The 21,675-nt window shown below is 55.2% G+C and carries 18 protein-coding genes; 15 read left to right on the top strand and 3 right to left on the bottom strand.

Annotated features, from left to right (window positions below; genetic code table 11):
- The first annotated feature begins 449 nt into the window (after window positions 1–449).
- The 9 genes from Q1Q75_RS12500 (at window position 450) to fumC (ending at window position 11,771) form a co-directional block, all read left to right on the top strand.
- The gene (locus Q1Q75_RS12500) at window positions 450–1,190 is read left to right on the top strand and encodes an acyl-CoA dehydratase activase (protein WP_300671006.1); all 741 of its coding nucleotides are present in this window, start codon (window positions 450–452) and stop codon (window positions 1,188–1,190) included.
- Window positions 1,191–1,291: 101 nt separating this feature from the next.
- Entirely contained in the window at window positions 1,292–2,278 is a 987-nt protein-coding gene (locus tag Q1Q75_RS12495; RefSeq protein WP_300671003.1) for a substrate-binding domain-containing protein, read from the top strand.
- A gap of 401 nt (window positions 2,279–2,679) precedes the next feature.
- Entirely contained in the window at window positions 2,680–3,423 is a 744-nt protein-coding gene (locus tag Q1Q75_RS12490) for an ATP-binding cassette domain-containing protein (protein ID WP_300671001.1), read from the top strand.
- A 1-nt stretch (window position 3,424) separates the two neighbouring features.
- Complete coding sequence (locus tag Q1Q75_RS12485) at window positions 3,425–4,477, top strand: ABC transporter permease (protein WP_300670998.1); 1,053 nt, start codon at window positions 3,425–3,427, stop codon at window positions 4,475–4,477.
- Window positions 4,478–4,688: 211 nt separating this feature from the next.
- Window positions 4,689–5,846 carry a double-cubane-cluster-containing anaerobic reductase gene (locus tag Q1Q75_RS12480; protein ID WP_300670995.1) on the top strand — a complete coding sequence of 386 codons (1,158 nt, stop codon included), beginning with the start codon at window positions 4,689–4,691 and terminating at the stop codon, window positions 5,844–5,846.
- 699 nt (window positions 5,847–6,545) lie between these two features.
- The gene (locus Q1Q75_RS12475; RefSeq protein WP_300670993.1) at window positions 6,546–7,823 is read left to right on the top strand and encodes a double-cubane-cluster-containing anaerobic reductase; all 1,278 of its coding nucleotides are present in this window, start codon (window positions 6,546–6,548) and stop codon (window positions 7,821–7,823) included.
- 615 nt (window positions 7,824–8,438) lie between these two features.
- The gene (locus tag Q1Q75_RS12470; RefSeq protein WP_300670990.1) at window positions 8,439–9,089 is read left to right on the top strand and encodes a small multi-drug export protein; all 651 of its coding nucleotides are present in this window, start codon (window positions 8,439–8,441) and stop codon (window positions 9,087–9,089) included.
- A gap of 185 nt (window positions 9,090–9,274) precedes the next feature.
- Window positions 9,275–10,141, top strand: a complete 867-nt coding sequence (locus Q1Q75_RS12465; protein WP_300670988.1) for a hypothetical protein — start codon at window positions 9,275–9,277, stop codon at window positions 10,139–10,141.
- Window positions 10,142–10,376: 235 nt separating this feature from the next.
- The gene (gene fumC / locus Q1Q75_RS12460) at window positions 10,377–11,771 is read left to right on the top strand and encodes a class II fumarate hydratase (RefSeq protein ID WP_300670985.1); all 1,395 of its coding nucleotides are present in this window, start codon (window positions 10,377–10,379) and stop codon (window positions 11,769–11,771) included.
- 54 nt (window positions 11,772–11,825) lie between these two features.
- Here fumC and Q1Q75_RS12455 read toward each other — a convergent pair whose 3' ends face one another.
- Window positions 11,826–12,719 carry a LysR family transcriptional regulator gene (locus tag Q1Q75_RS12455; RefSeq protein ID WP_300670984.1) on the bottom strand — a complete coding sequence of 298 codons (894 nt, stop codon included), beginning with the start codon at window positions 12,717–12,719 and terminating at the stop codon, window positions 11,826–11,828.
- A gap of 200 nt (window positions 12,720–12,919) precedes the next feature.
- On the opposite strand from Q1Q75_RS12455, the gene Q1Q75_RS12450 reads away from it, so the two are divergent.
- The 4 genes from Q1Q75_RS12450 (at window position 12,920) to Q1Q75_RS12435 (ending at window position 15,400) form a co-directional block, all read left to right on the top strand.
- Entirely contained in the window at window positions 12,920–13,384 is a 465-nt protein-coding gene (locus Q1Q75_RS12450; RefSeq protein WP_300670981.1) for a hypothetical protein, read from the top strand.
- A gap of 159 nt (window positions 13,385–13,543) precedes the next feature.
- On the top strand, window positions 13,544–14,086 hold the full coding sequence (locus Q1Q75_RS12445; RefSeq protein ID WP_300670978.1) for a DUF2975 domain-containing protein: 543 nt from the start codon (window positions 13,544–13,546) through the stop codon (window positions 14,084–14,086).
- An 11-nt stretch (window positions 14,087–14,097) separates the two neighbouring features.
- On the top strand, window positions 14,098–14,316 hold the full coding sequence (locus tag Q1Q75_RS12440) for a helix-turn-helix transcriptional regulator (RefSeq protein WP_300670976.1): 219 nt from the start codon (window positions 14,098–14,100) through the stop codon (window positions 14,314–14,316).
- A 262-nt stretch (window positions 14,317–14,578) separates the two neighbouring features.
- Window positions 14,579–15,400 carry an AAA family ATPase gene (locus Q1Q75_RS12435; RefSeq protein WP_300670975.1) on the top strand — a complete coding sequence of 274 codons (822 nt, stop codon included), beginning with the start codon at window positions 14,579–14,581 and terminating at the stop codon, window positions 15,398–15,400.
- A gap of 135 nt (window positions 15,401–15,535) precedes the next feature.
- Here the strand turns inward: Q1Q75_RS12435 and Q1Q75_RS12430 are convergent, their stop codons facing one another.
- Together Q1Q75_RS12430 and katG are read right to left on the bottom strand one after the other, a co-directional pair.
- Window positions 15,536–16,228 carry a hypothetical protein gene (locus Q1Q75_RS12430; protein ID WP_300670972.1) on the bottom strand — a complete coding sequence of 231 codons (693 nt, stop codon included), beginning with the start codon at window positions 16,226–16,228 and terminating at the stop codon, window positions 15,536–15,538.
- Window positions 16,229–16,811: 583 nt separating this feature from the next.
- Window positions 16,812–19,007: a catalase/peroxidase HPI gene (gene katG, locus Q1Q75_RS12425; protein ID WP_300670971.1), complete on the bottom strand. Its 2,196-nt coding sequence runs from the start codon at window positions 19,005–19,007 to the stop codon at window positions 16,812–16,814.
- Window positions 19,008–20,073: 1,066 nt separating this feature from the next.
- Here katG and Q1Q75_RS12420 point away from each other — a divergent pair.
- Together Q1Q75_RS12420 and Q1Q75_RS12415 are read left to right on the top strand one after the other, a co-directional pair.
- The gene (locus tag Q1Q75_RS12420; protein ID WP_300670969.1) at window positions 20,074–20,382 is read left to right on the top strand and encodes an MTH1187 family thiamine-binding protein; all 309 of its coding nucleotides are present in this window, start codon (window positions 20,074–20,076) and stop codon (window positions 20,380–20,382) included.
- A complete protein-coding gene (locus Q1Q75_RS12415; RefSeq protein ID WP_300670966.1) occupies window positions 20,375–21,406 on the top strand; it encodes an AIR synthase family protein in 1,032 nt (343 codons plus the stop codon). Before Q1Q75_RS12420 ends, Q1Q75_RS12415 begins: the two co-directional genes overlap by 8 nt.
- Window positions 21,407–21,675: the final 269 nt, after the last annotated feature.

Here is a 21,675-nt window from a genome sequence, read left to right as displayed (position 1 = left end):
CCACGGTATTCTGTCTGATTTTCTCACCCTTCGGGCGCGCCGGGTGCACTCATCTGCCGCGTTATCAGAGCTTTGAGGTAAACCACTACATCTTCAGCTCTGATGCCTTGCATATGAGCGCACCCAACTCGTGAAATATCCGGGTTAGAGCTGCAAAGAGATGATGTGCTTCTCCTGCCCCCTATCCGTTAATCGACTCAGCCTGAAAAGCCCTCCTCCATCCCCTGGGCCCCTGTACGCCTTCCTTAACCCGCCCGGCCATAGACCATTCGAATAGTATCCCCCTCTCCCTATCAATATTATCTCTTTGACGCCTGAGGCCCGCTCCACATAAAAGAACGAAGCCACAGCGGGTCACAATCCATCCCCCCGTTTGCAACGCGTTATGTTGGAATACCCGCAAATTAAATCGTTTTCGGATCACCTTAAACCTCACAGGATATTATTCCATGATTTCGGCAGGTATAGATATCGGCTCAAGAACCATCAAGCTGGTGGTGATGAAAAACGGAGAAATCACCCACTCCGACACCACCAGTACAGGGTTCCAGCCCATGACTCGGGCCAGAGAGATCCTTAACGGCATGACCCCGGATATTATGATGGCCACCGGCTACGGCAGGAACCTCTTCGAGCAGCAAATGGAGGCAAAGACCGTCACAGAGATCAAGGCCTGTGCCGCCGGTGCTGCTCATCTCTACCCTGAGGTCTCCACCATCCTTGATATCGGTGGACAGGATGTGAAAGTCATCCGCGTGGGGCCCAACGGGCGGGTGGTGAAATTTGAGATGAACGACCGATGTGCCGCCGGAACCGGCAAATTTCTGGAGATCATGTCCGACAACCTGGGATTTGATCTCTCGTGCTTCGGCGATGCGGCCCTTGCCGCCGAAAAAACGGTCCCCGTAAGCAGCATGTGCACCGTCTTTGCCGAATCCGAGGTCACCTCACTCCTGGCCAAGGGGGAAAAACCCATCAACATCGCCAGAGGACTCCACGACTCCGTGGTCAAACGCGCTGCCACCATGATCCGCCGCGTGGGCCTCACCGGCCCCTTATGCTTTGTGGGCGGCGTCGCCAAAAACCCCTGCATCCAGGACCTGCTGGCCGAAGCCCTCCAAACCGAGGTGGTGATCCCGGAATCGCCCCAGACCGTGGTGGCCCTGGGCGCTGCACTCCTGGCGAATTAAAAGAGCAAAAAAGCCTCCGGCGGCCCTGCCGGGGACTAAACTTTTGCCTGATTTTATAAAAACGGGTTTAACAAACAGGTTTTAAACCAAGGACACTCGACATGCTGAAACGACTTCTGACATTTGTTCTGTTCCTCTTCATCGCCTCGCCCATGGCCTCTGCGGCAAACATGCCTGAAACCGGAAAAGGCATGCACATCTGGTTCGACACCGGCGGCCCTGTGGGCGGCACCTACAACACGGTGGTGTATAACGGTGCCAAAGCCGCGGCCAGTGATATCGGTGCCAGGATCACCTTTGTCTACTCCGACTGGAGCCCGGAAAAGATGATCGAAAACTTCAAAAAAGCCCTGGCCGAAAAACCCACCGGCATCGTGATCATGGGCCTGCCCGGAGATGCGGCCTTTTCCCCCTTTATTAACGAAGCGCGTCAGAGCGGCATCCTCGTGACCACCGTGGACACCCCGCTTCCTAAAACCCAAGGGAAATATCAGGCCGAGGGCTTCGGTTTCATCGGCCCCGACAACTACACCCAGGGCAAAAGCATGGCCGCGGAGTGCCTCCAGCGGTTCGGCCTTAAAAAGGGCGACCGGGCCTTTGTCTGGGGGCTTAAACGCCTCCCCACCCGCGGCCGACGAGCCCTCGGGATCCTCGAAATCCTGGAAGGAGCCGGCGTTGTCGTGGACTACCTCGAGATCTCCCCTGAGATCGACAAAGACCCCTCATTGGGCACCCCGGTGGTCACCGGTTACCTGGCCTCCCACCCCGACTGCAAGCTCATGGTGGTGGACCACGGTGCCTTGACCGCCCAGATGGAAAATTTTCTCAGGACCGCCGCCGTGAGGCCTTCAGACATTGATGTCGCCGGTTTCTCCCTGTCGCCTGCAACCGCCACCGCCATCCAAAACGGCTACGTGGACCTCATCGGCGACGCCCAGCCCTTCCTCCTGGGCTATTTTTCTGTGCTTCAGATCGCCCTGACTGAAAAATACGGATTCTCCGGCCTCAACATCGACACCGGCGGCGGCTTCATCGGTGCCGACAACCTGAAGCTCATCGCCCCCCTCGCCAAAAAAGGCCTCAGATAACAGGGGATAAATCCCCTGTACCCCAGGTTCGATGCGATTGTGATACACGAAGTCACTGACAACTCACCGCGCTCCTATACATTAGGACACGGTGAGCCCCAGCGAGGCGGAGGCCCACCTGGGGTCTATAGATGGTGAAGCCCCCTTGGTAAAAAATTTCCAGGCCGCGGGCGTGATACCGGTAAACAGCAAGTTGATCGGAGAGCCCCACACCCCGTTTTTCGGAATAATGAAATCGGCGTCTCCTTAGAGAACGGTTGCCGGATTTCACCCTTGGCGCGAATGCCCCGAAAGTAAAGGCATAATAACGGCCTCCATGCATTCGCCACCAGGTTTCAAGGTGCCTCCACCTTGCCGCCGGAGGCTGCTTTTTTTTCTTTTTATTTATTAAGAGATCACCCATGACGCCCCTGATTGAACTGTCCGGCATCACCAAGTCTTACGGCCAGGTGGATGCGTTAAACGGAATTGACCTAACCTTGCATGAAAATGAGATTCTCGGCCTGATCGGAGACAACGGCGCCGGAAAATCGACGCTGATCAAAATCCTCTCCGGGGTGGAATCCTTTGACACCGGGGCCCTGCGTTTCTGCGGAAACGCCATTGACCCGGTCAGGCACACCGTAAAGTCTGCCCGAAAACTGGGAATCGAGACTGTTTTTCAAGACAAATCCCTGGGAGAATCCCAGTCTATCTGGCGAAACTTCTTCATGGGGCGTCACCGCACCAACGCCTTCGGGCTGATCCGAAAACGCCATGAAAAAAAAGAGGCCATGCGGGTCTTAACCGAAACCCTGGGTTTACGGGGAGCCGGGCTCTCGGCGGGTGCGCCGGTGTCGGTGCTCTCCGGGGGCGAGCGCCAGGGGCTTGCCATCGGACGGGCCATGTATTTCAACGCCCGAGTCGTTATCTTAGACGAACCCACCACGGCCCTTGCCGTCAAAGAGGTGGATAAGGTGCTGGGGTTTGCCAAAGCCCTCAAACAAAACGGAAAGTCTGGAATATTCATCTCCCATAACCTGCACCACGTCTATCAGGTTGCAGACCGCTTCCTCTTTATCCAGCATGGCCGGGTGGTGCATGAGGCCCATAAGGCCGAAGAGACCCCCGAATCCCTCATCGCAACCCTCATGAAATGGTCCTGATATGCTCAAACTTTCCGAACACATACGATTTCACGCGGTTCAGTGGGCCATTTCCCTCATCTTTCTTGTCTTGATCCTGGGGTTCATGGCCCTGGCGCCCCGTACCTTTCTCCATTCCAGGATCTACATCGCCTATCTCTCCACCATTCCCTTTGCCGGGATGATCGCCCTGGCCATGACCCTGGTCATCATCACCGGAGAGATGGACCTCTCTTTTCCCGCCGTGATGGCGGCCTGCGGGTTTGCCTTCTCCAAGGTCTTTATCATGACCGGAAGCCCGGCCCTGGGGATGGGCGCGGCGATTCTCACCGGTGCCCTTGCCGGCGGTCTCAACAGCCTCCTGGTGGTAGGGTTCGGCGTCCCGGCCATCATCGCCACCATCGGCACCCAATTCTTCTGGCGCGGGGCCACCGTGCTCCTGGCTGACGGCCTGGCCGTGAATATGGCTGAAATTCGCGAGACCGCCTTTCACCATGTCATGGTGGGCCGCTGGTTTGGCGTCCTCCCGGCCCAGGCGGTCTGGTTTGCCCTGCTCATGGTGCTCCTCTGGCTGATGTTAAACCGGCACATCTTTGGAGATCACCTCAGATTCTGCGGGGACAACGCAGACGCCGCCCGCATGATGGGAATCCCTGTGGCAGGGGTGCGAACCGGTGTTTTTGTGCTCATGGGTATGGTCACAGGCCTTTCAGGCGCCATGGTCTGCATGGAGATGGCCAGCTGGTGGCCCACCCAGGGGGAAGGCTACATGCTCCTCGTCTTTGCCGCCGTCTTTGTGGGTGGCACCTCGGTCTTCGGGGGCAAAGGGACCCTCTACGGCACCCTCGTGGGATCCATCATCATCGGCATGATCGAGGCGGGCATTATCAGCATCGGTCTGTCCGGCCTGTGGACCCGAATGGTCTACGGCGTCGTCATCATGGGGGCGGTCTCCATCCACGCCCTGCTCATCAACCCCGGCAGCCGTTCCAAACGTATAAAACCAGACAACCCTGCGGTGACCGGAAGATTTTCAGCCACAGGGGCTTCGCCATTCCTGAATCCCAGGTTGTGAATGGGCATGGTAACGCATGAATGAACACTGAAACACCGGTAGCTCATGTACGTGCGACGTACAAGGTACCCCCCACACCCTTCACGCGAATGCGGACGCATTACAGCGTCAAAAAACGCTTCCCGATGCGCATTCGCAAACCCGCTTTCAAGGTGGCGCCACCTTGCCGCCGGAGGCTGTTTTTCCCGTTCTTTAACCATAGAAGGCAGTTATGAAACGAACCACACACCCCGATATCCTGGCAGCCCTGAAGCCCTTTTCCCTTTTATCCGAACTCTGCCAGGGCGATCTTGCCGAGGCCCCGGAAAACGGCATCAAGGTGGCGGGCATCTACTGCGTCTTTGCCCCGGAAGAGCTCGTGCGGGCCGCCGGCATGATCCCCGTCAGCCTCTGCGGCAAGAGCGAAAAGCCCATTGCCACAGCGGAAACCGAACTCCCGGCGGCCCTTTGCCCCTTAATCAAATCCAGCTACGGGTTTGCCCTCTCTGGAACCTGCCCCTACTTTACGGCCGCCGACCTCATCATCGGCGAGACCACCTGCGACGGCAAAAAGAAGATGTTCGAGCGCATGGCAAAACTCAAACCGGTCCATGTGATGCAGCTGCCCTATGCGGCGGAGAACACCTCTGCCAAAGCCTTCTGGCGCGCGGAAGTGGCCCGGCTGAAAACGTTCATTGAAGAACAGACCGGGGTCACCATCACCGATGAAGCCCTTACCCGGGAGACAACCCTCATCAACGCCCGCAATGAAAAACTTATGGCCCTCTCAAACCTCATGGCACGCCCCGTGCCGCCCCTGTCCGGCAAAGAGATGCTTGCGGTCATGGAGTCACGCAACGTGGCCGTAGACCTCCCCGCTTACAACGCCATGCTGGATGATCTCCTCCAGACCATTGAGAAAGTCGCCTCCGGCGAGACCGGGAAAGCCAACGGCCCCCGGGTCCTCATCACCGGCTGCCCCATGGGAAGCGGATCGGACAAGGTGTTGAGACTCGTGGAGGAGCTGGGCGGACAGGTGGTGGCCCAGGAACACTGCGGTGGCCTCAAAAGTATCTTCCGCCCCGTCACGAAAGAAAGGGACATGATCACCGCCCTGGCGGATCACTACCTCGGCACCCCTTGCGCCTGCATGAGCCCCAACACAAAACGCCTGGAATTTCTTGTCTCCCTGGTGGACCAATTCCACGTGGACGCAGTCATCGACGCCACCCTCCAGAACTGCCATCCCTACACCGTGGAACACACACGCCTGGCCGAAACCCTGGAAGGGCAATGCGGCATCCCCGTCCTCCACGTCAACACCGGCTACTCGCCGTCAGATACCGAACAGATCCGAATCCGCGTGGAGGCGTTTCTGGAGATGATTTAAAGAGAAAAAGAGAAAAGCCGGGCGGCGAGGTGTGCCACCTCGAAAGCGGGTTTGCGAATGCCCATCGGGAGTCGCCACTTCGGGCTGAAATGCGTCCGCATTCGCGTGAAGTGCAAGGAATCGCACAGTGCGTCGCAAGTACATGAGCGGTAGGTGGGCAGAATCCAACTCAGCCGTTGACCGGAATAACTCCGGCGGCAAGGTGTGACACCTTGAAAGCAGGTTTTGGTGCAGTATAAACTCTGTACACTGGGTATTGCTGGCAACCTGTAGGATGGGCAAAGGGTGTGCCGTGCCCATCTGGCGCGGGTACAACCGATCACCGGGGAGAGATGCTGCGTCGTCAAAATTTATGCAATTTTCAGCGTTGTGGGTTTCCCGACTGCCAGATGGGCACGCTTCGCCCTTTGATATTAAATGGGTGCCCATCCTACGACGCCGCCGTAATCTCACCGGTGTGGGTGACATTGAAGCCTGAAATGGACAGGGAACCCATGGCTGTGAATAAGAGATAATCACATCCGCTTTTAAGATGAAATTTAATCAATATTATTTTGTAAAACCTGTTTGTTAAACCTGTCTTCATAAAATCAGGCAAAAATTTAGCCCCCCGGCAGGGCCTTGCTTTTTATGCTTTTGTTTTTTTCTGCCCCCTTATCTCTACACGACAACCTAATAAGCACACCCAAAGGAGACCCCATGACCACCGATCACACCCCGATGTGGAAAGACCTCGGCCTCAACATCGAGGCCCATGACGCCCTGCTCAGCGTGCTGGGTCAGGCTTACGGCGACATCTATCTGGCCCAGAAGAAGCGCCCCGAAAACATGGGGTATTTTGATTTTGTGATGAGCGAGGTCCACGGGCAGCGCATCCAGGAGCTGGTGGACGCACGGGCCGAAGGCCGAAAGGTGATTGGCTGTTACTGCGTCTTCGTGCCCGAAGAGATCACCCTGGCGGCCGAGGCCGTCCACGTCGGTCTCTGCTCCGGGGCCGATTTTGCCATGGACGAGGTGGAGAAATACCTCCCCAGAAACACCTGCGCCCTCATCAAGTCCTCCATGGGCTTTAAGCTTGCCAAGGTCTGTCCCTACCTCGAGTGCTCGGACCTGGTGGTGGGAGAAAACACCTGTGACGGCAAAAAGAAAGCCTACGAGACCTTAAGCACCATGATGGACAACCTCTACGTCATGGACCTGCCCCAGGTTAAATCGGCTGAAGGCAAGGCCCTTTTAAAGGCGGAGTTCATCCGCTACAAAGAGGCTGTGGAGGCCTTAACCGGAAAAACCATCGACGTGGCCGCCTTGAAAAAAGGGATCGCCATCGTCAATGACAAACGAAAAGCCATGGCCCGGCTGGCCGCCCTGCGGCAAGGCACCGTCCTGCCCATCTCGGGGCTGGACGCCCTCATCGCCAATCAGGTCTTCTTCTACGACGACCCCGTCCGCTTCACGGCCTCGGTCAACGCCCTCTGTGATGAGCTTGAAAAACGCATCGCAGAAAAGATCTCGGTCATCCCCGAAGGCACCCCCCGCATCCTCGTCTCCGGCTGTCCCATGGCCGTGCCCAACTGGAAGCTCCCCGCCATCATCGAGACCTCCGGGGCCGTCATCGTCGCCGAAGAGTCCTGCGTGGGCGAACGCGGCTGCCGCAACCTCACGGATGATTCCTCAGACGATTTGGACGGCCTCATCGACGCCCTCGTGGACCGCTACCTCGCCATCGACTGCGCCATCTTCACCCCCAACACCGAGCGCACCGACCACATCAAAGAATTAGCAAAAGCGTCCAAGGCCGACGGCGTCATCCAATACACCTTAAATTTCTGCCAGCCCTACGCCCTGGAGGCCATGCCCATCGAAAAAGAACTCGAAGAAGGCGGCCTCCCCACCCTGCGCATCGAAACCGACTACAGCCAGGAAGACATGGGCCAGCTCCAGACCCGCGTGGAAGCCTTTGTGGAGTTGCTAAAATAAAATTTGATAAAAGCCATTTTTAAAGCCTGTTTGTTAAACCCGTCTTTATAAAATCCGGCAAAAGTTTAGCCCCCGGCAGGGCCGCCAGAGGCTCTTTCCCGCATCAAGAGCTGAATACCGCCAAAAGACAGGACACAAGAACGCCCTTATCCATGAGCTTCATGAACACGGGCGTTCTTGTGTTCCCAACAGGTAAGAGACGCACCAACGAACCTATCCCGGATATTTCACGAGAAAACGATTAACCCAAAACAATAAGCTGTTATTTAAATAGGTTATTGCGGAAAATTCAGTTATTTCAAAAATACAAAATGTAATTCACGGTTATCTGTTCGCTTTTCTCACCCTTCGGGCGAGCCGGGTGCACTCATCTGCTGCGTTATCAGAACTTTGAGGTAAACCACTACATCTGCAGCTCTGATGCCTTGCAGATAAGCGCACCCGACTCGTGAAATATCCGGGCTATGGATATGGATCCCCCCCCTCGTGACAGCGATTATCCCTTGGTAAAGAAACGGGCAGTGTGATAAAAATCAGATTTAAACCTGCCTATCCTTTCATGAACCCGACACACGCCACTGACCTTAACCGATCCTTGATGGTACCGATGCCACCATGAAACAAACCCTTTTCAACTCCTTTGAATTCAAAATCCTGCTCGTGGGCGTCTTTTTAAGTGTTCTGCTCATGGTATTTATCGGATTTTACGGCGTCACCGACCTTAAAAAAGCCGAAACTCTCGTCCTTGTGTTTGGTGCCCATGCCGTCGGCGGCCGGGCCGCAGGCGTGGGACTGTGCATTTATAACGGAATGGGAGCCCTCCTGACCATTGGCTATAATTTTTATATCGAAGTGCTCATCGTCTGCTTCACCTATGCCGGCTTTGTCCTCAGCACTCAACGCTACTTAAGGGTCCCGTGGATCATCACCTTTATGGACCGACTCAACGCAAAAGCCCTGGGGCAGAAAGACAAAATACAACCCTATGGATGGATCGGTATTTTTCTCTTTGTCATGGCCCCCCTGCCGGTGACAGGCCCTGTCATTGGGTCCATCATCGGTTACATGCTGCGGCTGGACCTCGTCAGAAATTTATCCGCCACCTTTCTTGGCACCCTCACAGCCATCATGGCCTGGTTTTACTGCTTTGATTTTTTAGAGCACCGGTTCCACGTCATCCAGTACATATTTGCCGCCATTGCCGTAGCCGTCGTGATCCCGTACCTGAAAAAAATCAAAGCGTTCATTGTCGGCGGCAAAAGCTGACCCGACCGCGAGGACAACCCCCTTCGAAAATCTCAAAACAGCCCCCCCGGGGTGTCCTGTGTGAGCTGTGTTACACGCCCCCCATCGTTTCCTGTGATACTTAAAAGAAGAAACAAAGAGCCCGTTTCTAAAATATGGGTTCAAAATATGGCCTCAAAAATATCAGCAGGAATGGGTGCAACAACATGGAATCAGACGCTCACGACATCAAAAATTTACAGCTGGTCTACAAAGAGGGCACCGCCTTCTTCTCATGGAATAAGGGCCGAATTCACTTTGATGAGATCACCACCTTCTATCTCTCCTCAAGCCATCAGGTCACACGAGGGGGGTATGAAATCAACCACTATGCTTTAACGCTCATCCTCACAGGTGCCTCTCCGGAACTCACCCTGAAGGCAACCAGCAATACTCCGGCCTCCTGCTGCACCCTTCACCGATTGTTTGAAGCCCTCAGTGTGCATATAGGCGTCAAGATGCGCATGCAGTTTGCTGAAAAAAAGAGCCTCCGCTTCCCCACCCGAAAATCGTTTTTCCTGATCCTGAAAGAGGACAGGGTCCTCGTCAGAAACCCACAACAAGGCCAGGCCCCCCTCGTCATCCGGGAGATCCTTCAGGATGAAAGGGGAGATATCCTCATGCTCGAAGGGGAAAAAACCTCCCTTAAAATCCACATCGAAGATATTTCCGCCCCCCTCACCTTTCTGGACATGGCCCGGGACATCCTCGCCACCACCCGCCCAAAAGAGGTCACAAATTTCCAAGGGCCTCGACGATGGGGGTTCTGTCTCATCACTCTCCTGGGAATCATCGGCTGGTTTTTCCTCGTAAATCAAGACACCCTGCTACAGGGGGGCGGCCTCATTCAGAAAATGATGCTCACCGGCTGGGTCACCCTCGCCTCCGTCTGTTATCTCATCTGTCTTTGCAACCCACGCATCATAGCGCCGCAACGGAAAACCCAAAACACCCGCGATCTTTCATCCTGCCCCCTCTCTTTTGCCACGTCCTGCCTGTGCCCCTGGGAGTTAAATGGCTCTTGGCTGGCCTAATCGGCCACCCCCAGGGTCCTGCCCCTGTTTTAGAACGAACCCTTCACCCCCTGTTTTTCCGGGCATCTCCCCAAAACTTTACAAAAGAAGACAAACCACGGTACATTAACAGAAAAGCCCTCTCCCGCACCTGCCCCTTGTGCTGCCACCACAGTCCCGGAACACCTGATACGTCTTACCCCACGCAGGCCTCATTTCAAGCCTCTCTTCCCACCCCCATAAAGGAGCGCATACGATGCACGATACCCGCAATGAAACCGATTCGATGGGTCCCATTGCCGTCCCGGCGAATGCTTTCTGGGGCGCCCAGACCCAGCGAGCCCTCCAGCATTTCAACGTCGGAGATGAGCGCCTGCCGCCCCCCCTGATCCGGGCCTTGGGAATCGTTAAATTGTGTGCGGCCCTTGCCAATCTCAAACAAAACACCCTCCATAAAACCCTGGGCGCAGCCATTGCCGATGCCACCCGGGAGGTCATCGACGGCACCCTCGATGACCATTTCCCCCTGGTGGTCTGGCAAACCGGCTCCGGCACCCAGTCCAACATGAACGTAAACGAGGTCATCGCCAACCGGGCCAACCAGCGCCTGGGCAGCGCCATGGGTTCCAAAAGCCCCGTCCATCCCAACGACCACTGCAACTTAAGCCAGTCCTCCAACGACACCTTCCCCACGGCCATGCACATCGCCACCGTGGAAGCGCTGCACCACCGTCTCTTCCCTGCCATGGAAGGCCTTCACGCCGCCCTTGACGACAAGGCCGGGGCCTGGAAGGACATCATCAAAATCGGGCGAACCCACCTTCAGGATGCCACCCCCCTCTCCCTGGGCCAGGAGTTCTCCGGCTATGCCGCCCAGGTGGGGCTGGGCATAGACCGAGTTCAGGACAGCCTCAAACGCCTCTACCCCCTGGCCCAGGGCGGAACGGCCGTGGGCACCGGGTTAAATTCAAAGAGCGGGTTTGCCGAGGCGTTCGCCGCCGAAGTGGCGACCTATACGGGGTGGCCCTTTGTCTCAGCGGAGAACAAGTTTGAAGCCCTGGCCACCCATGACGCCATGGTAGAGATCTCCGGGGTCTTAAACACCCTGGCCATCAGCCTCAACAAGATCGCCAACGACATCCGGCTTCTCGGCTCCGGGCCCCGTTGCGGGCTCGGTGAACTTGCCCTGCCGGAAAACGAGCCCGGTTCTTCCATCATGCCCGGAAAAATCAACCCCACCCAGTGCGAGGCCATGACCATGGTGTGCGCCCAGGTCATGGGCAATCACACCACCGTTACCATCGCCGGAGCGCAAGGGCACCTGGAACTCAACGCCTTCAAACCAGTCATCATCTTCAACGTTCTCCAATCGATTCGACTCCTCTCCGATGCTGTCATGAGCCTCACCGAGCACTGCATTCAAGGACTCCAGCCCAACACTGTCCGCATCACCGAGCTGCGGGACCAATCCCTTATGCTGGTCACCGCCCTGGTCCCTCTCATCGGCTACGACAAGGCGGCCCGACTCGCCAGAGAGGCCCTGACCAAAGGCTGCACCCTTCGCGACGCCGCTCTTTCCAGCGGCTTCGTCACCGAAGAGGAGTTCGATGCCCTGGTGCGCCCGGAGACAATGATTGCCCCCGGTGAGTAAGCAGAACGCGCCGCCCTTGGTACACAAGCCCCTGCGTTCTCAGAGCGAGAAGCCTCAGTCTCTGAACACACCGGACGAATACCGGACCATGAGATCCACAAAGCAGCGAATTTTTGCCGGAACAAAGGCCGTGGAGGCATAGGTGGCATAGAGAGGATACGGGGTCATCTGATACCCGGGCAACAGCTGCACCAGCTCACCGCTGTCAAGTCGATCCCTCAACACCAGCCGGCTCCCGATGCTGATCCCCAGGCCCTCCTCAGTGAGCCTGTGCAATATCGAAACACTGTTGATAATAAATTTGCCGGTGACCTTCACCGTCTGGAGTCCATCCGGGCCGATGAACGCTAAGGGTTCTGCCTGAAGCTTTCTCGAAAACAAGAGAAAATCATGATCTAACAAGTCCCTGGGCTCATTCGGAAAAGGCCTCCCTTTGAGATACCCCGGTGAAGCGACCAGCACCATGGGAACCTCCGCCAGTTTACGACAGATCAGGGTGGAATCGGGAAGAGGTCCGACACGAATAGACACATCGATTCCCTTTTCGTTTAGATCCGGTGCCTCTCCCATGAGAATAAGCTCCACCTTCAGGTCCGGGTACATCGTCACCATGGAGGTGAGTACCGGGGCGACATGCGCCTCCCCCACATTATTGGGTGCGCTGACGCGAAGCAATCCCCTGGGAGTCTCTGTCTCCCGGGCCACATTGGCCTCAAGGGCTGCCTGCTCATCCAACAACTTGCGCATGCCTTCGTAATAAAGAAATCCCGCCTCCGTGGGCTCAGAACGACGGGTGGAGCGCTGAAGCAGCTTCACCCCGAGACGCGCCTCTAAGCCGGCAATTTTACGACTCACCGAAGAGGGATCAGTCCCCACCTGCTCCGCGGCAGCTTTCAGGCTTCCAGCTTCCACCACCCGCAAAAAAAGCTGTTCATTGGTTTCTATCATCCGTGCCCTCCCACTTATTGCATAAAATACATCTATCAAATGTTTTGTTACCCCCTACATGATTTTTAATCAAGCTTGTATAACCTCTTCACGGATGGCGAGTCGCCGGAAAACAGAGACCGCCGGGCACGTGTCCAGCGCGTCAACCACCCACAGCGATCGGCCTTTAAATCACATATAGAACCAGGAGTATTGGAACCATGAAAAAAACAACTGCCGCCCATTCACGTATCGTCTCTACCCTGCTGGTGCTTTGCGCCATTACCTTATGCAGCACCCAGGCGTCAGCCGGCATGATGGATTTCATGTTCGGACGGGTTGCCCACGAAGGAAGCGAACTTTACGATCTGGCGATGGTGTCTCTGAATCAAAACGGAGGGGAAACCACTTATTTCACCAATGGTGAAGGACGCATTCTGGATGTCCAGGCAAAAAAATGCACCGACGGACGCGTCCGGGCTTCCGTTCAGCGTGTCTTTATCCCCAAAAACTATGTCGCCGGAAGCCTTGACGGAACCCTGGCCATAGAAGCCACCTGCAGCCGCCTCCATGAGCTGGCACAACAGGGCGAAAAGGTCGGTGAGTACACTCTGATCCCTGCAACGGAGGGAGCCGAAGCTTTCAGCTGCGGTGAGGCCATCGCCCTGGCCCTGGACTCTGAATAATCCCCCATAAAAAAAGCCCCCGGCAATCGCGCCGGGGGCCTGAAACAGGAACAAAGCTTAGAAGAATAAGACCCATTCATTATCGTAAAACAATAATGAATGATTGACAAAAGAGAACGCCATGGTACGATCTACGAAAAAACAACACAGGAGACCCCCATGGATAACGTGTCGAAAATCAAAAAACACAGCCGGAACTTTTACCTTCTTCTCTCCGGATTCCTTGCCATCATCCCCTTCTATTATCTTTTGTACTGGATCCTGATCAATCAACTGCCCGACACCCTGATCTCCGTAAATATCAACGCCCCCGGCCTGAGCCCGAACCACCTGCCCGTGACGCTTCAGGTCCTTGGCTTTGCCTTCAGCCTGCTTCCCATGTCGGCTCTGGGCTATGGCCTCATCAATATCCGGCAGCTCTTTTCGTATTACAGACAAGGCGTCATCTTCTCCTTCGAACATGTCATCCTTTTTAAAAAAACCGCAAAGGGCCTTGTGCTCTGGGTTCTCGCATCCATCGTCTACGAATCGGCCAAGAGCGTTATCTTCTCTTTGGGCAACCCTCCGGGAAGCAGAGTCATCGGCGTCTCATTCGGCTCACCGGAGCTCACCACCCTGGTGATCGGAGGGGTCGTCTTTTTCATTGCATGGGTGATGGATGAAGGCAGGGTCTTGAACGAAGAGAATGAATTAACCGTATAGACGGAGCGACGATGCCTATTATTGTGAATTTAGACGTGGTTCTGGCCAAACGGAAGATGAAGTCGGTTCAGCTGGCCAAACTGATCGGAATTACCGAACAAAATTTATCCATCCTCAAAACCGGCAAGGCCAAAGCCGTTCGACTGTCAACCCTGGACGCCATATGCCGGCACCTCAAATGCCAGCCCGGCGACATCCTCGAGTACATAGACCCCGAACAGGACGCGTAAAAAACGCGAAACAACAAAATCTCATGTGGGGGCTTCGGATGCTGGCCCTTTTCGCATTTTTCGTGTGTTTTGTGATTGAATAGCCTCTTGCACGCAACCCCACGGTGGTGTCCTTGTCTTGGAATAGGACTTATGCTAAACCTCAACAAGGTCCGTACCACTCAGGTACAGAGGACTGCCCGACAGCTTGCCGAGTCTCCTCCCGGGCCTGCCCCGATACAAGACGCAAACCCCCGGATCCATACCCCACAAAGGAGGCACCATGTCGATCATCACCATCTCTCGCCCATCCTGCAGCAAAGGAAAGATCGTCGCGGAAAAAGTCGCGGAAACCCTGGGATATGAGTGCCTCTCCCGGGAAGTTCTCCTGGAAGCCTCTGAACAATTCAACGTCCCGGAACCCATGCTCGCCAAAGCCATCCACGACGGCCCAACCGGCTATGATCATTTTTCCCACGCAAAAGAGAGCTACACCGCCTTTGTCAAATCTGCTCTTCTGACCCACTTGAAAAAAGACAATGTGGTGTACCATGGTTTGGCCGGGCATTTTTTCGTCCAGGATGTCCCCCACATTTTAAAGGTCAGGCTCGTGGCCGATATGGAGGCTCGGGTCGCAGAAGAGATGGAGCGAGAAAACATCTCCGAGGATGAGGCCAGAAAACGCCTCGAAAAAGACGATAAAGAGCGCTGCAACTGGAGCACGTACTTCTATAAAACAGACACACGCAGTTGTGAACTCTACGACCTGGTCATCAACCTTCGCCATATTTCCATAGACGAATGCGTCACTATCATCCTAAAGACGCTGGAGCTGGATTACTTCACCGAGACCCGACAAGCCAAAGCCCAGCTCGAAGATATGGCCCTTTGCGCTACCCTCAAGGCCGCCATCGTCAACAGATACCACAGCGCCGAAATCACCTCCCAGGCAAGAAGGGTCACCATCAGACTGCCTGAGCCCGTGGCCCATGTAGAGAAAGCAAAAGAGGAGATCCGCACCCTCATCGCGGGCATCCAGGGCCCCATAGAGATCTACTTTGATGTCAAATCCAACCTGTTGACCCGAACCGCCATGCACAAATAGGATCTAAAAGGTCCCCTCAGCGGCACCCTGCCGCTGGAACGCCACACTCCGTGTGTGGCATGAAAAGCGATAAACAGAAAAGCCGCACCTAAATGCGGCTTTTCTGTTTCCATCCCTCTTTCCTGCCTTTTTAAATCATGCCGCAGTGACCTGTTTTTCACGACGTTTGCCAAGGGCCGTCAACATCACAACGCTGCCAATATATGCAAGAGGCACCGAGGCGGCCACATAAACAGGAAGGGCGGTGTCCGCCAGATTAAGATACCCCGTCCAACCGGACCTTGTCCCGCCAACCACCCCATCGGTAAACGTGATGACAGGAATCGTCATCCAGGAAGCCACGATTGAAAGGGCGATTTTTCTGGAGCCTTCCATGACGATCGGGAAAACCCATCCCAGAAGCGCGACGCCCAAAAGAGGAAGGGCAAGATAGGTCATCAACCGGGGCATACCGTACCCAGCTGTAAACAGGTGAGCGATAAACCGGAAGACCGGGAAAAAAGGATCGAATCCGTTCAGAACAAAAAAGAGAAACCCCGGGGGAATGGTAGCGATCATCGTCGTCTTTTCTACAGAAACAACGCCCTGCTCCCGCCAATGAGCCCAATGTTTGATGAAATAATAATAAAGCCACACCAATGCGGCCCCAGAAAGAAGCATCACCAGCAAAATTGAGACCAGCATTCCGCCCCATTCATTGGCGTCATACTTTATTCCCCATTGCCATCTTGCCCAATTTTCTCCGTTACCCGAGGTTAAAAAGACCGTAAACGAGAGTACCCAGAGTAAAAACCATTGCCCGGTGATAAAAGTAATAATTCGTTTCATGTGCCTTGATCAGATTTTGTTGTCGTCACGCCAAAAGCCCGACGCTCAATCGGCCCGTCCGAAAGATAAAAAAAAGAACCGGTCAAAAAAAGCGTCTGGGATCCAGAACTTCGGAAAAACGGGCCGTGACATCCCGGTCCAGCTCAATGTATTGACAAGCGTATGCCTCCCCTCCGCAAGAGAGGATTTGAGGACATCTGCTACTTGCCGTCACGAAACATACCCACCCCCATAAAATAAGTCAAAAAGCAAGCCGCCAGCGGCAAGGTGGCGCCACCTTGAAAGCGGGTTTGCGAATGCTCTACGGCTGGCGCTACCCTGGGCACCTCGCGTCCGCATTCGCGCGACGGGTGAGGGGTGACAACGGATGTCTCAAGCACATGAGCTGTCGGTGTTTGCGTGTCAATTCACGGGTTGACTTTAACCGGGATAACTCTGGCGAATAGGTGAGCCACCTTGAAAGCCAGTTTACAAATTGAATTCCGGTTCCAGCGGCAGCGTGATGCCATCGACTGGAACCGGTTTTTAGCTGTGCACTTTCTTACCTCTTTGCAAGCAGCGCCAAAAGACGTTGGAGCTGCCATCAGACGATGTCGAAACGGTCCAGGCACATAATCTTGTTCCACGCCGCGATAAAATCGTGCAGGAACTTTTCCTGGGAGCCCTCGCATGCGTAGACTTCCGCCATGGCGCGGAGTTGGGAATTCGAACCGAAAACGAGATCCACACGGGTACCGGTCCACTTGAGTTCACCGCTCTTCCGATCGCGGCCCTCGAACACGTCTTCATCTTCCGGGCTGGCCTCCCACCTCGTTTTCATGTCGAGCAGATTTACGAAAAAGTCATGGGTAAGTGTTTCGGGTCGCCGGGTAAAAACGCCGTGCTGCGACTGTCCGAAGTTGGCATTCAAGACGCGCATACCGCCCACAAGAACCGTCATCTCCGGCGCGGTCAACCTCAGCAGTTGCGCGCGATCAACCAGCAGCTCCTCTGCCCGGACTGAAAATTTGGTTTTCAGGTAGTTGCGGAACCCATCGGCCACCGGTTCGAGGACGGCAAAGGACGCCACATCGGTTTGTTCCTGCGACGCATCCATCCGACCCGGAGCGAAAGGAACCTGCACGAGATGCCCGGCATTTTTCACCGCCTGTTCAACGGCTGCGCACCCCCCAAGAACGATAAGGTCGGCAAGCGAGACCCTCTTTTGCCCAGACTGCGCGCTGTTGAAGGCCTTTTGAATTTCCTCAAAGGCTTGCAGCACGGTTTTCAGCTGATCCGGCTGGTTGACCTCCCAATGCTTTTGCGGTGATAGACGAATGCGCGCCCCATTGGCCCCGCCGCGCTTGTCGGAACCGCGGAATGTGGACGCCGAAGCCCAGGCGGTGGAGACCAGTTGCGAGATCGACAGGCCCGAAGCAAGAATTCTGGCCTTGAGGTCTGCAATGTCCGATGCATTGATCAGCTCATGATCGACGGCGGGTACCGGATCTTGCCAGATCAACTCCTCTGCCGGTACCTCGGCGCCAAGGTAGCATGTGCGGGGGCCCATATCGCGGTGGGTCAACTTGAACCACGCCCTGGCGAAGGCGTCCGCGAAGTCGTCGGGGTTTTGCTGGTAGCGCCGCGCGATGGGCTCATAAATCGGGTCGAAGCGAAGGGAGAGGTCTGCTGTGGTCATCATCGGCCGATGTGTCTTGGATGGGTCGTGGGCGTCGACGACCCTGTCCTCATCATCCACGTCCCGTGCCAGCCACTGATTTGCACCGGACGGGCTCTTAACCAGTTCCCACTCGTATTTAAACAGCACATTCAGATAGCCCATGTCCCACTGAGTCGGGTTTGGCTTCCAGGCCCCCTCGATGCCGCTGCCGATGGTATCTCCCCCTTTACCACTGCCGAAACGGCTCTTCCAGCCCAAGCCTTGCTCTTCCATGGGGGCGGCTTCGGGCTCCGGCCCCACCAGCGCTGCATTGCCGGCGCCATGGCACTTGCCAAAGGTATGCCCGCCAGCGACAAGTGCAACGGTCTCTTCGTCGTTCATCGCCATACGCGCAAAGGTTTCGCGAACGTCGCGACCCGAGGCCACGGGATCCGGATGACCGTTTGGCCCTTCCGGGTTCACGTAGATGAGCCCCATCTGCACGGCGGCGAGCGGGTCTTCGAGTTCCCGATCACCGGAGTAACGCGTATCGCCAAGCCACTCCGTCTCCGTCCCCCAGTAAATGTCCTCTTCGGGCTCCCAAACATCCACACGCCCGCCGGAGAAGCCAAAGGTTTTGAACCCCATGGACTCGAGGGCACAGTTGCCGGCAAGGATCAGAAGATCGGCCCAGGAGATTTTCTGACCGTATTTCTGCTTAATCGGCCAAAGCAGACGACGCGCCTTATCTAAGTTCACATTGTCAGGCCAGCTGTTCACCGGAGCCAAACGCTGATTGCCGGACCCTGCCCCGCCCCGGCCATCTCCGGTGCGGTAGGTGCCTGCGCTGTGCCACGCCATGCGGATAAAAAGCCCCCCGTAGTGACCGTAGTCAGCTGGCCACCAGTCCTTCGAGTCGGTCATCAGCGCATAAAGGTCCTGCTTCACGGCCTTCAGGTCGAGGGACTTGAAGGCTTCCGCGTAATCAAAGGCCTCCCCCATCGGATTGAGCATGTGAGAATTCTGATGAAGCACCTTCAGGTTCAATTGATTCGGCCACCAGAACCGATTCGAGGTCCCTTTCCCCGCCCTGGGGCTGCCAGACTTGCCTGTTACCGGGCACTTGCTACCGTCATTCATCTTATTCTCCTTATCAGGCTTGGGTTTGCGTCGCTAAGGACCAAATATTAAGGAATATCGCCAACGTTGCCTTCTTATGGTTAAAGTTCGAGGCAAAAACGAGCCTCCTGTGGCAAGGTGGCGGCACCTTGAAAGCGAGTTTGCGAAGGCGCTTCGGGTGACGTCACTCAGACGTTATCGCGTCCGCATTCGTGCAGCGTATGGTGGTATGTGTTGTGTTTTTCGAATACCTGGTTTTCCACCTCAACGCCCTATAATGAATATATATATTCTTTTGTATCGTGGTTTTTCACTAAATGTCTGGGCTCGCCCGAAGGGTGAGAAAATCTGACAGAATACCGTGGATTACATTTTGCATTTTTGAAACGACTAAAAATATGACTGCAAAGAACTGTAATTATGAATTATTCCTTAGTCCTGATTTTTTTCTCATGAAATATACGGGTTAGGGTGTCACCGAAGACAATATTTATGCGTTTGTACAGAACAGGAGAGGAAGCGTTAAGAACAGTGAATACCATGCACGTGGAGCGGCAGCCGGGCGAAATAAAACAAAAACATTGTATCGGCAATTGAGCTGAAAATCAAAGCGTTTAAGTTCAGACCGGCCGAAGCTGCAAATTTGAGGCATGCTGCGCGGCAAAACACAAGCGGTCAAGCAAATCAGGCCTTGATCTTCGCTTCGGCCACCTTCTCTAATTTTGTAAAATTTGCAGTTAGAGAAATATGGAATACGATTCAACCTTCCGTCGACAGTCACATCCCTTATGAGAATACATTCCCCTTCACCTGGTCGTGAGACCCCATCGAGCCCGCCACACCATCTCTGGCATTGGCACACCAAATCCGGTATAGTCCTCCGTTGTCCGTCAATCGACTGAGTGGGCAACATAAAAAGCCACGGCCCGACTTTAATCGCAGCAAAAAGACGTCTGATCATGATGACTCAGAAATATCCGGGTTACACAATTCGCTAAATCGAAGAGGGGTGACGCGATGATCATTGAAGACACGTTAAGTAATCACGCCGCGGCTCTCAAAAAAAAAATTCACATTGAGGTGTATCATGCTGGCAAGTTTTACCATTCTACCCTTTGGGGTGGGAGAAGAGCTGAAGGAACATATCGCCGCTGTGGTGGAACTGATCGCTGCCTCCGGCCTGGACTACAGGCTTGGGGCCATGCAGACAACCATTGAGGGAGATCAGGCCGAGGTCATGGCGCTGATCATGGGCTGCCATAACCTGATGATGAAGCGGGCACCCCGGGTGCTCACCTCCATCACCCTGGATGATCGCAAAGGAGCCACGGGGCGCCTGCAGGGAAAAATAACAGATGTGGAAGATGTTTTAGGAAGGAAGGTCGATCATGAGTAATTTGGTGGGTAAACCGAGCCCCTCGCGATTGCAGGGGCTGGTACAGGGAGCCTTGGGAAAACCGTGCGACAGCCTGCTGGTGGGCCCTGGCCCGGGGTTGGATGCGGCGATCATAGAGACCCAGGATGGACGGGTCATGGCCATTGCCGAAGACCCCATTTTTCCCGCTCCCGGACTCCCCCTGGATCTCATGGGATGGTTCACGGTGCATATCGGTGCCAGTGATATCGCCGTCACCGGAGTCAATCCGCAGTTCATGACTTACACCCTCCTGCTTCCCCTGGGCTCCCCCGAAGAGGACGCCCGCACGATCATTACCGCCATTTCCCGTGCAGCCGAAGAACTGGGGATTTCCATTGTAGGCGGTCATACCGGATGGTACGGGGCCGTGACCGTGCCGACCGTGGGAGGTGTCACCGTTTGGGGCACCGCGGACAAGGACGCATGGATCTCACCCGGCGGAGCCAAAGACGGTGATACGATATTAATGACCAAGGGACCGTGCATCGAAGCCGCGGCCCTGCTCTCCATCGTGCATCGACAACGACTTGAAAAAAATATGTCCGGGGAGATGCTCGATACGCTGCGTGACCGGGCGAATCAGATCAGCGTTGTCCAGGAGGCCCTGCACGCGTTCAAAGCGGGCGGTGTGCATGCCATGCATGATGCCACCGAAGGGGGAGTTCAGGGAGGACTCTGGGAGATGTCCGAAGCGTCGGGTGTCCCGGTCATGGTTGATTTCGATCAGGTGGAAATACCCGAGGATATTGCCACCCTTGCCAGAGAATTGGGCTTTAACCCCTGGCAGGCCATCAGTGAAGGAACCCTCCTGGCCGCTGTCGACCCCCGCCATGTGCAAGACGTGCAGAACGTCTGGGACGAGCTCGGAATCGAACATTTCGTCCTGGGCAGATTCGACGCCAAATTAAAGGAAAACACCGTCCTCAAAGACAAAATCGTGCAGCCCCTTCTGGAACCGAACGCCGATCCCTTTTGGGACCTGTTTTTTGAAGGACTGAAATAAAAAGGGATGAAGACACAGGCGAAATCTGAACTGAAATTGCCTCCGGCGACCCTGCCGGGGGCTAAACTTTTAAAAAGTTTGATAAACAGGTTTTAAAAAATTGATTCAAACCAATCTAAATCAAAGGCGAATGTGATTTGCCCCGAGGCATCCGCCTACGCAAAAGCCTCCGGCGTGACAAGGGGGGAAAGCGCATTCGCAATCTCCTTTCACGGCGGCAAGGCTTGAATCTCCACACACGAATCGCCCTCATTTTACCGGTTAAAAAA

Source organism: Desulfoluna sp. (assembly GCF_030145185.1).
Lineage (GTDB): Bacteria > Desulfobacterota > Desulfobacteria > Desulfobacterales > Desulfolunaceae > Desulfoluna.
Note: the sequence above shows the minus strand (reverse complement) of the source record. Positions and strands in the feature narration are given on the sequence as shown.

Coding starts and splice junctions, on each gene's coding strand:
- Q1Q75_RS12500 (WP_300671006.1), top strand. CDS start 450: ATGATTTCGGCAGGTATAGATATCGGCTCAAGAACCATCAAGCTGGTG.
- Q1Q75_RS12485 (WP_300670998.1), top strand. CDS start 3,425: ATGCTCAAACTTTCCGAACACATACGATTTCACGCGGTTCAGTGGGCC.
- Q1Q75_RS12465 (WP_300670988.1), top strand. CDS start 9,275: ATGGAATCAGACGCTCACGACATCAAAAATTTACAGCTGGTCTACAAA.
- Q1Q75_RS12440 (WP_300670976.1), top strand. CDS start 14,098: ATGCCTATTATTGTGAATTTAGACGTGGTTCTGGCCAAACGGAAGATG.
- Q1Q75_RS12480 (WP_300670995.1), top strand. CDS start 4,689: ATGAAACGAACCACACACCCCGATATCCTGGCAGCCCTGAAGCCCTTT.
- fumC (WP_300670985.1), top strand. CDS start 10,377: ATGCACGATACCCGCAATGAAACCGATTCGATGGGTCCCATTGCCGTC.
- Q1Q75_RS12495 (WP_300671003.1), top strand. CDS start 1,292: ATGCTGAAACGACTTCTGACATTTGTTCTGTTCCTCTTCATCGCCTCG.
- Q1Q75_RS12415 (WP_300670966.1), top strand. CDS start 20,375: ATGAGTAATTTGGTGGGTAAACCGAGCCCCTCGCGATTGCAGGGGCTG.
- Q1Q75_RS12420 (WP_300670969.1), top strand. CDS start 20,074: ATGCTGGCAAGTTTTACCATTCTACCCTTTGGGGTGGGAGAAGAGCTG.
- Q1Q75_RS12430 (WP_300670972.1), bottom strand. CDS start 16,228: ATGAAACGAATTATTACTTTTATCACCGGGCAATGGTTTTTACTCTGG.
- Q1Q75_RS12470 (WP_300670990.1), top strand. CDS start 8,439: ATGAAACAAACCCTTTTCAACTCCTTTGAATTCAAAATCCTGCTCGTG.
- Q1Q75_RS12435 (WP_300670975.1), top strand. CDS start 14,579: ATGTCGATCATCACCATCTCTCGCCCATCCTGCAGCAAAGGAAAGATC.
- Q1Q75_RS12455 (WP_300670984.1), bottom strand. CDS start 12,719: ATGATAGAAACCAATGAACAGCTTTTTTTGCGGGTGGTGGAAGCTGGA.
- Q1Q75_RS12475 (WP_300670993.1), top strand. CDS start 6,546: ATGACCACCGATCACACCCCGATGTGGAAAGACCTCGGCCTCAACATC.
- Q1Q75_RS12450 (WP_300670981.1), top strand. CDS start 12,920: ATGAAAAAAACAACTGCCGCCCATTCACGTATCGTCTCTACCCTGCTG.
- Q1Q75_RS12490 (WP_300671001.1), top strand. CDS start 2,680: ATGACGCCCCTGATTGAACTGTCCGGCATCACCAAGTCTTACGGCCAG.
- Q1Q75_RS12445 (WP_300670978.1), top strand. CDS start 13,544: ATGGATAACGTGTCGAAAATCAAAAAACACAGCCGGAACTTTTACCTT.
- katG (WP_300670971.1), bottom strand. CDS start 19,007: ATGAATGACGGTAGCAAGTGCCCGGTAACAGGCAAGTCTGGCAGCCCC.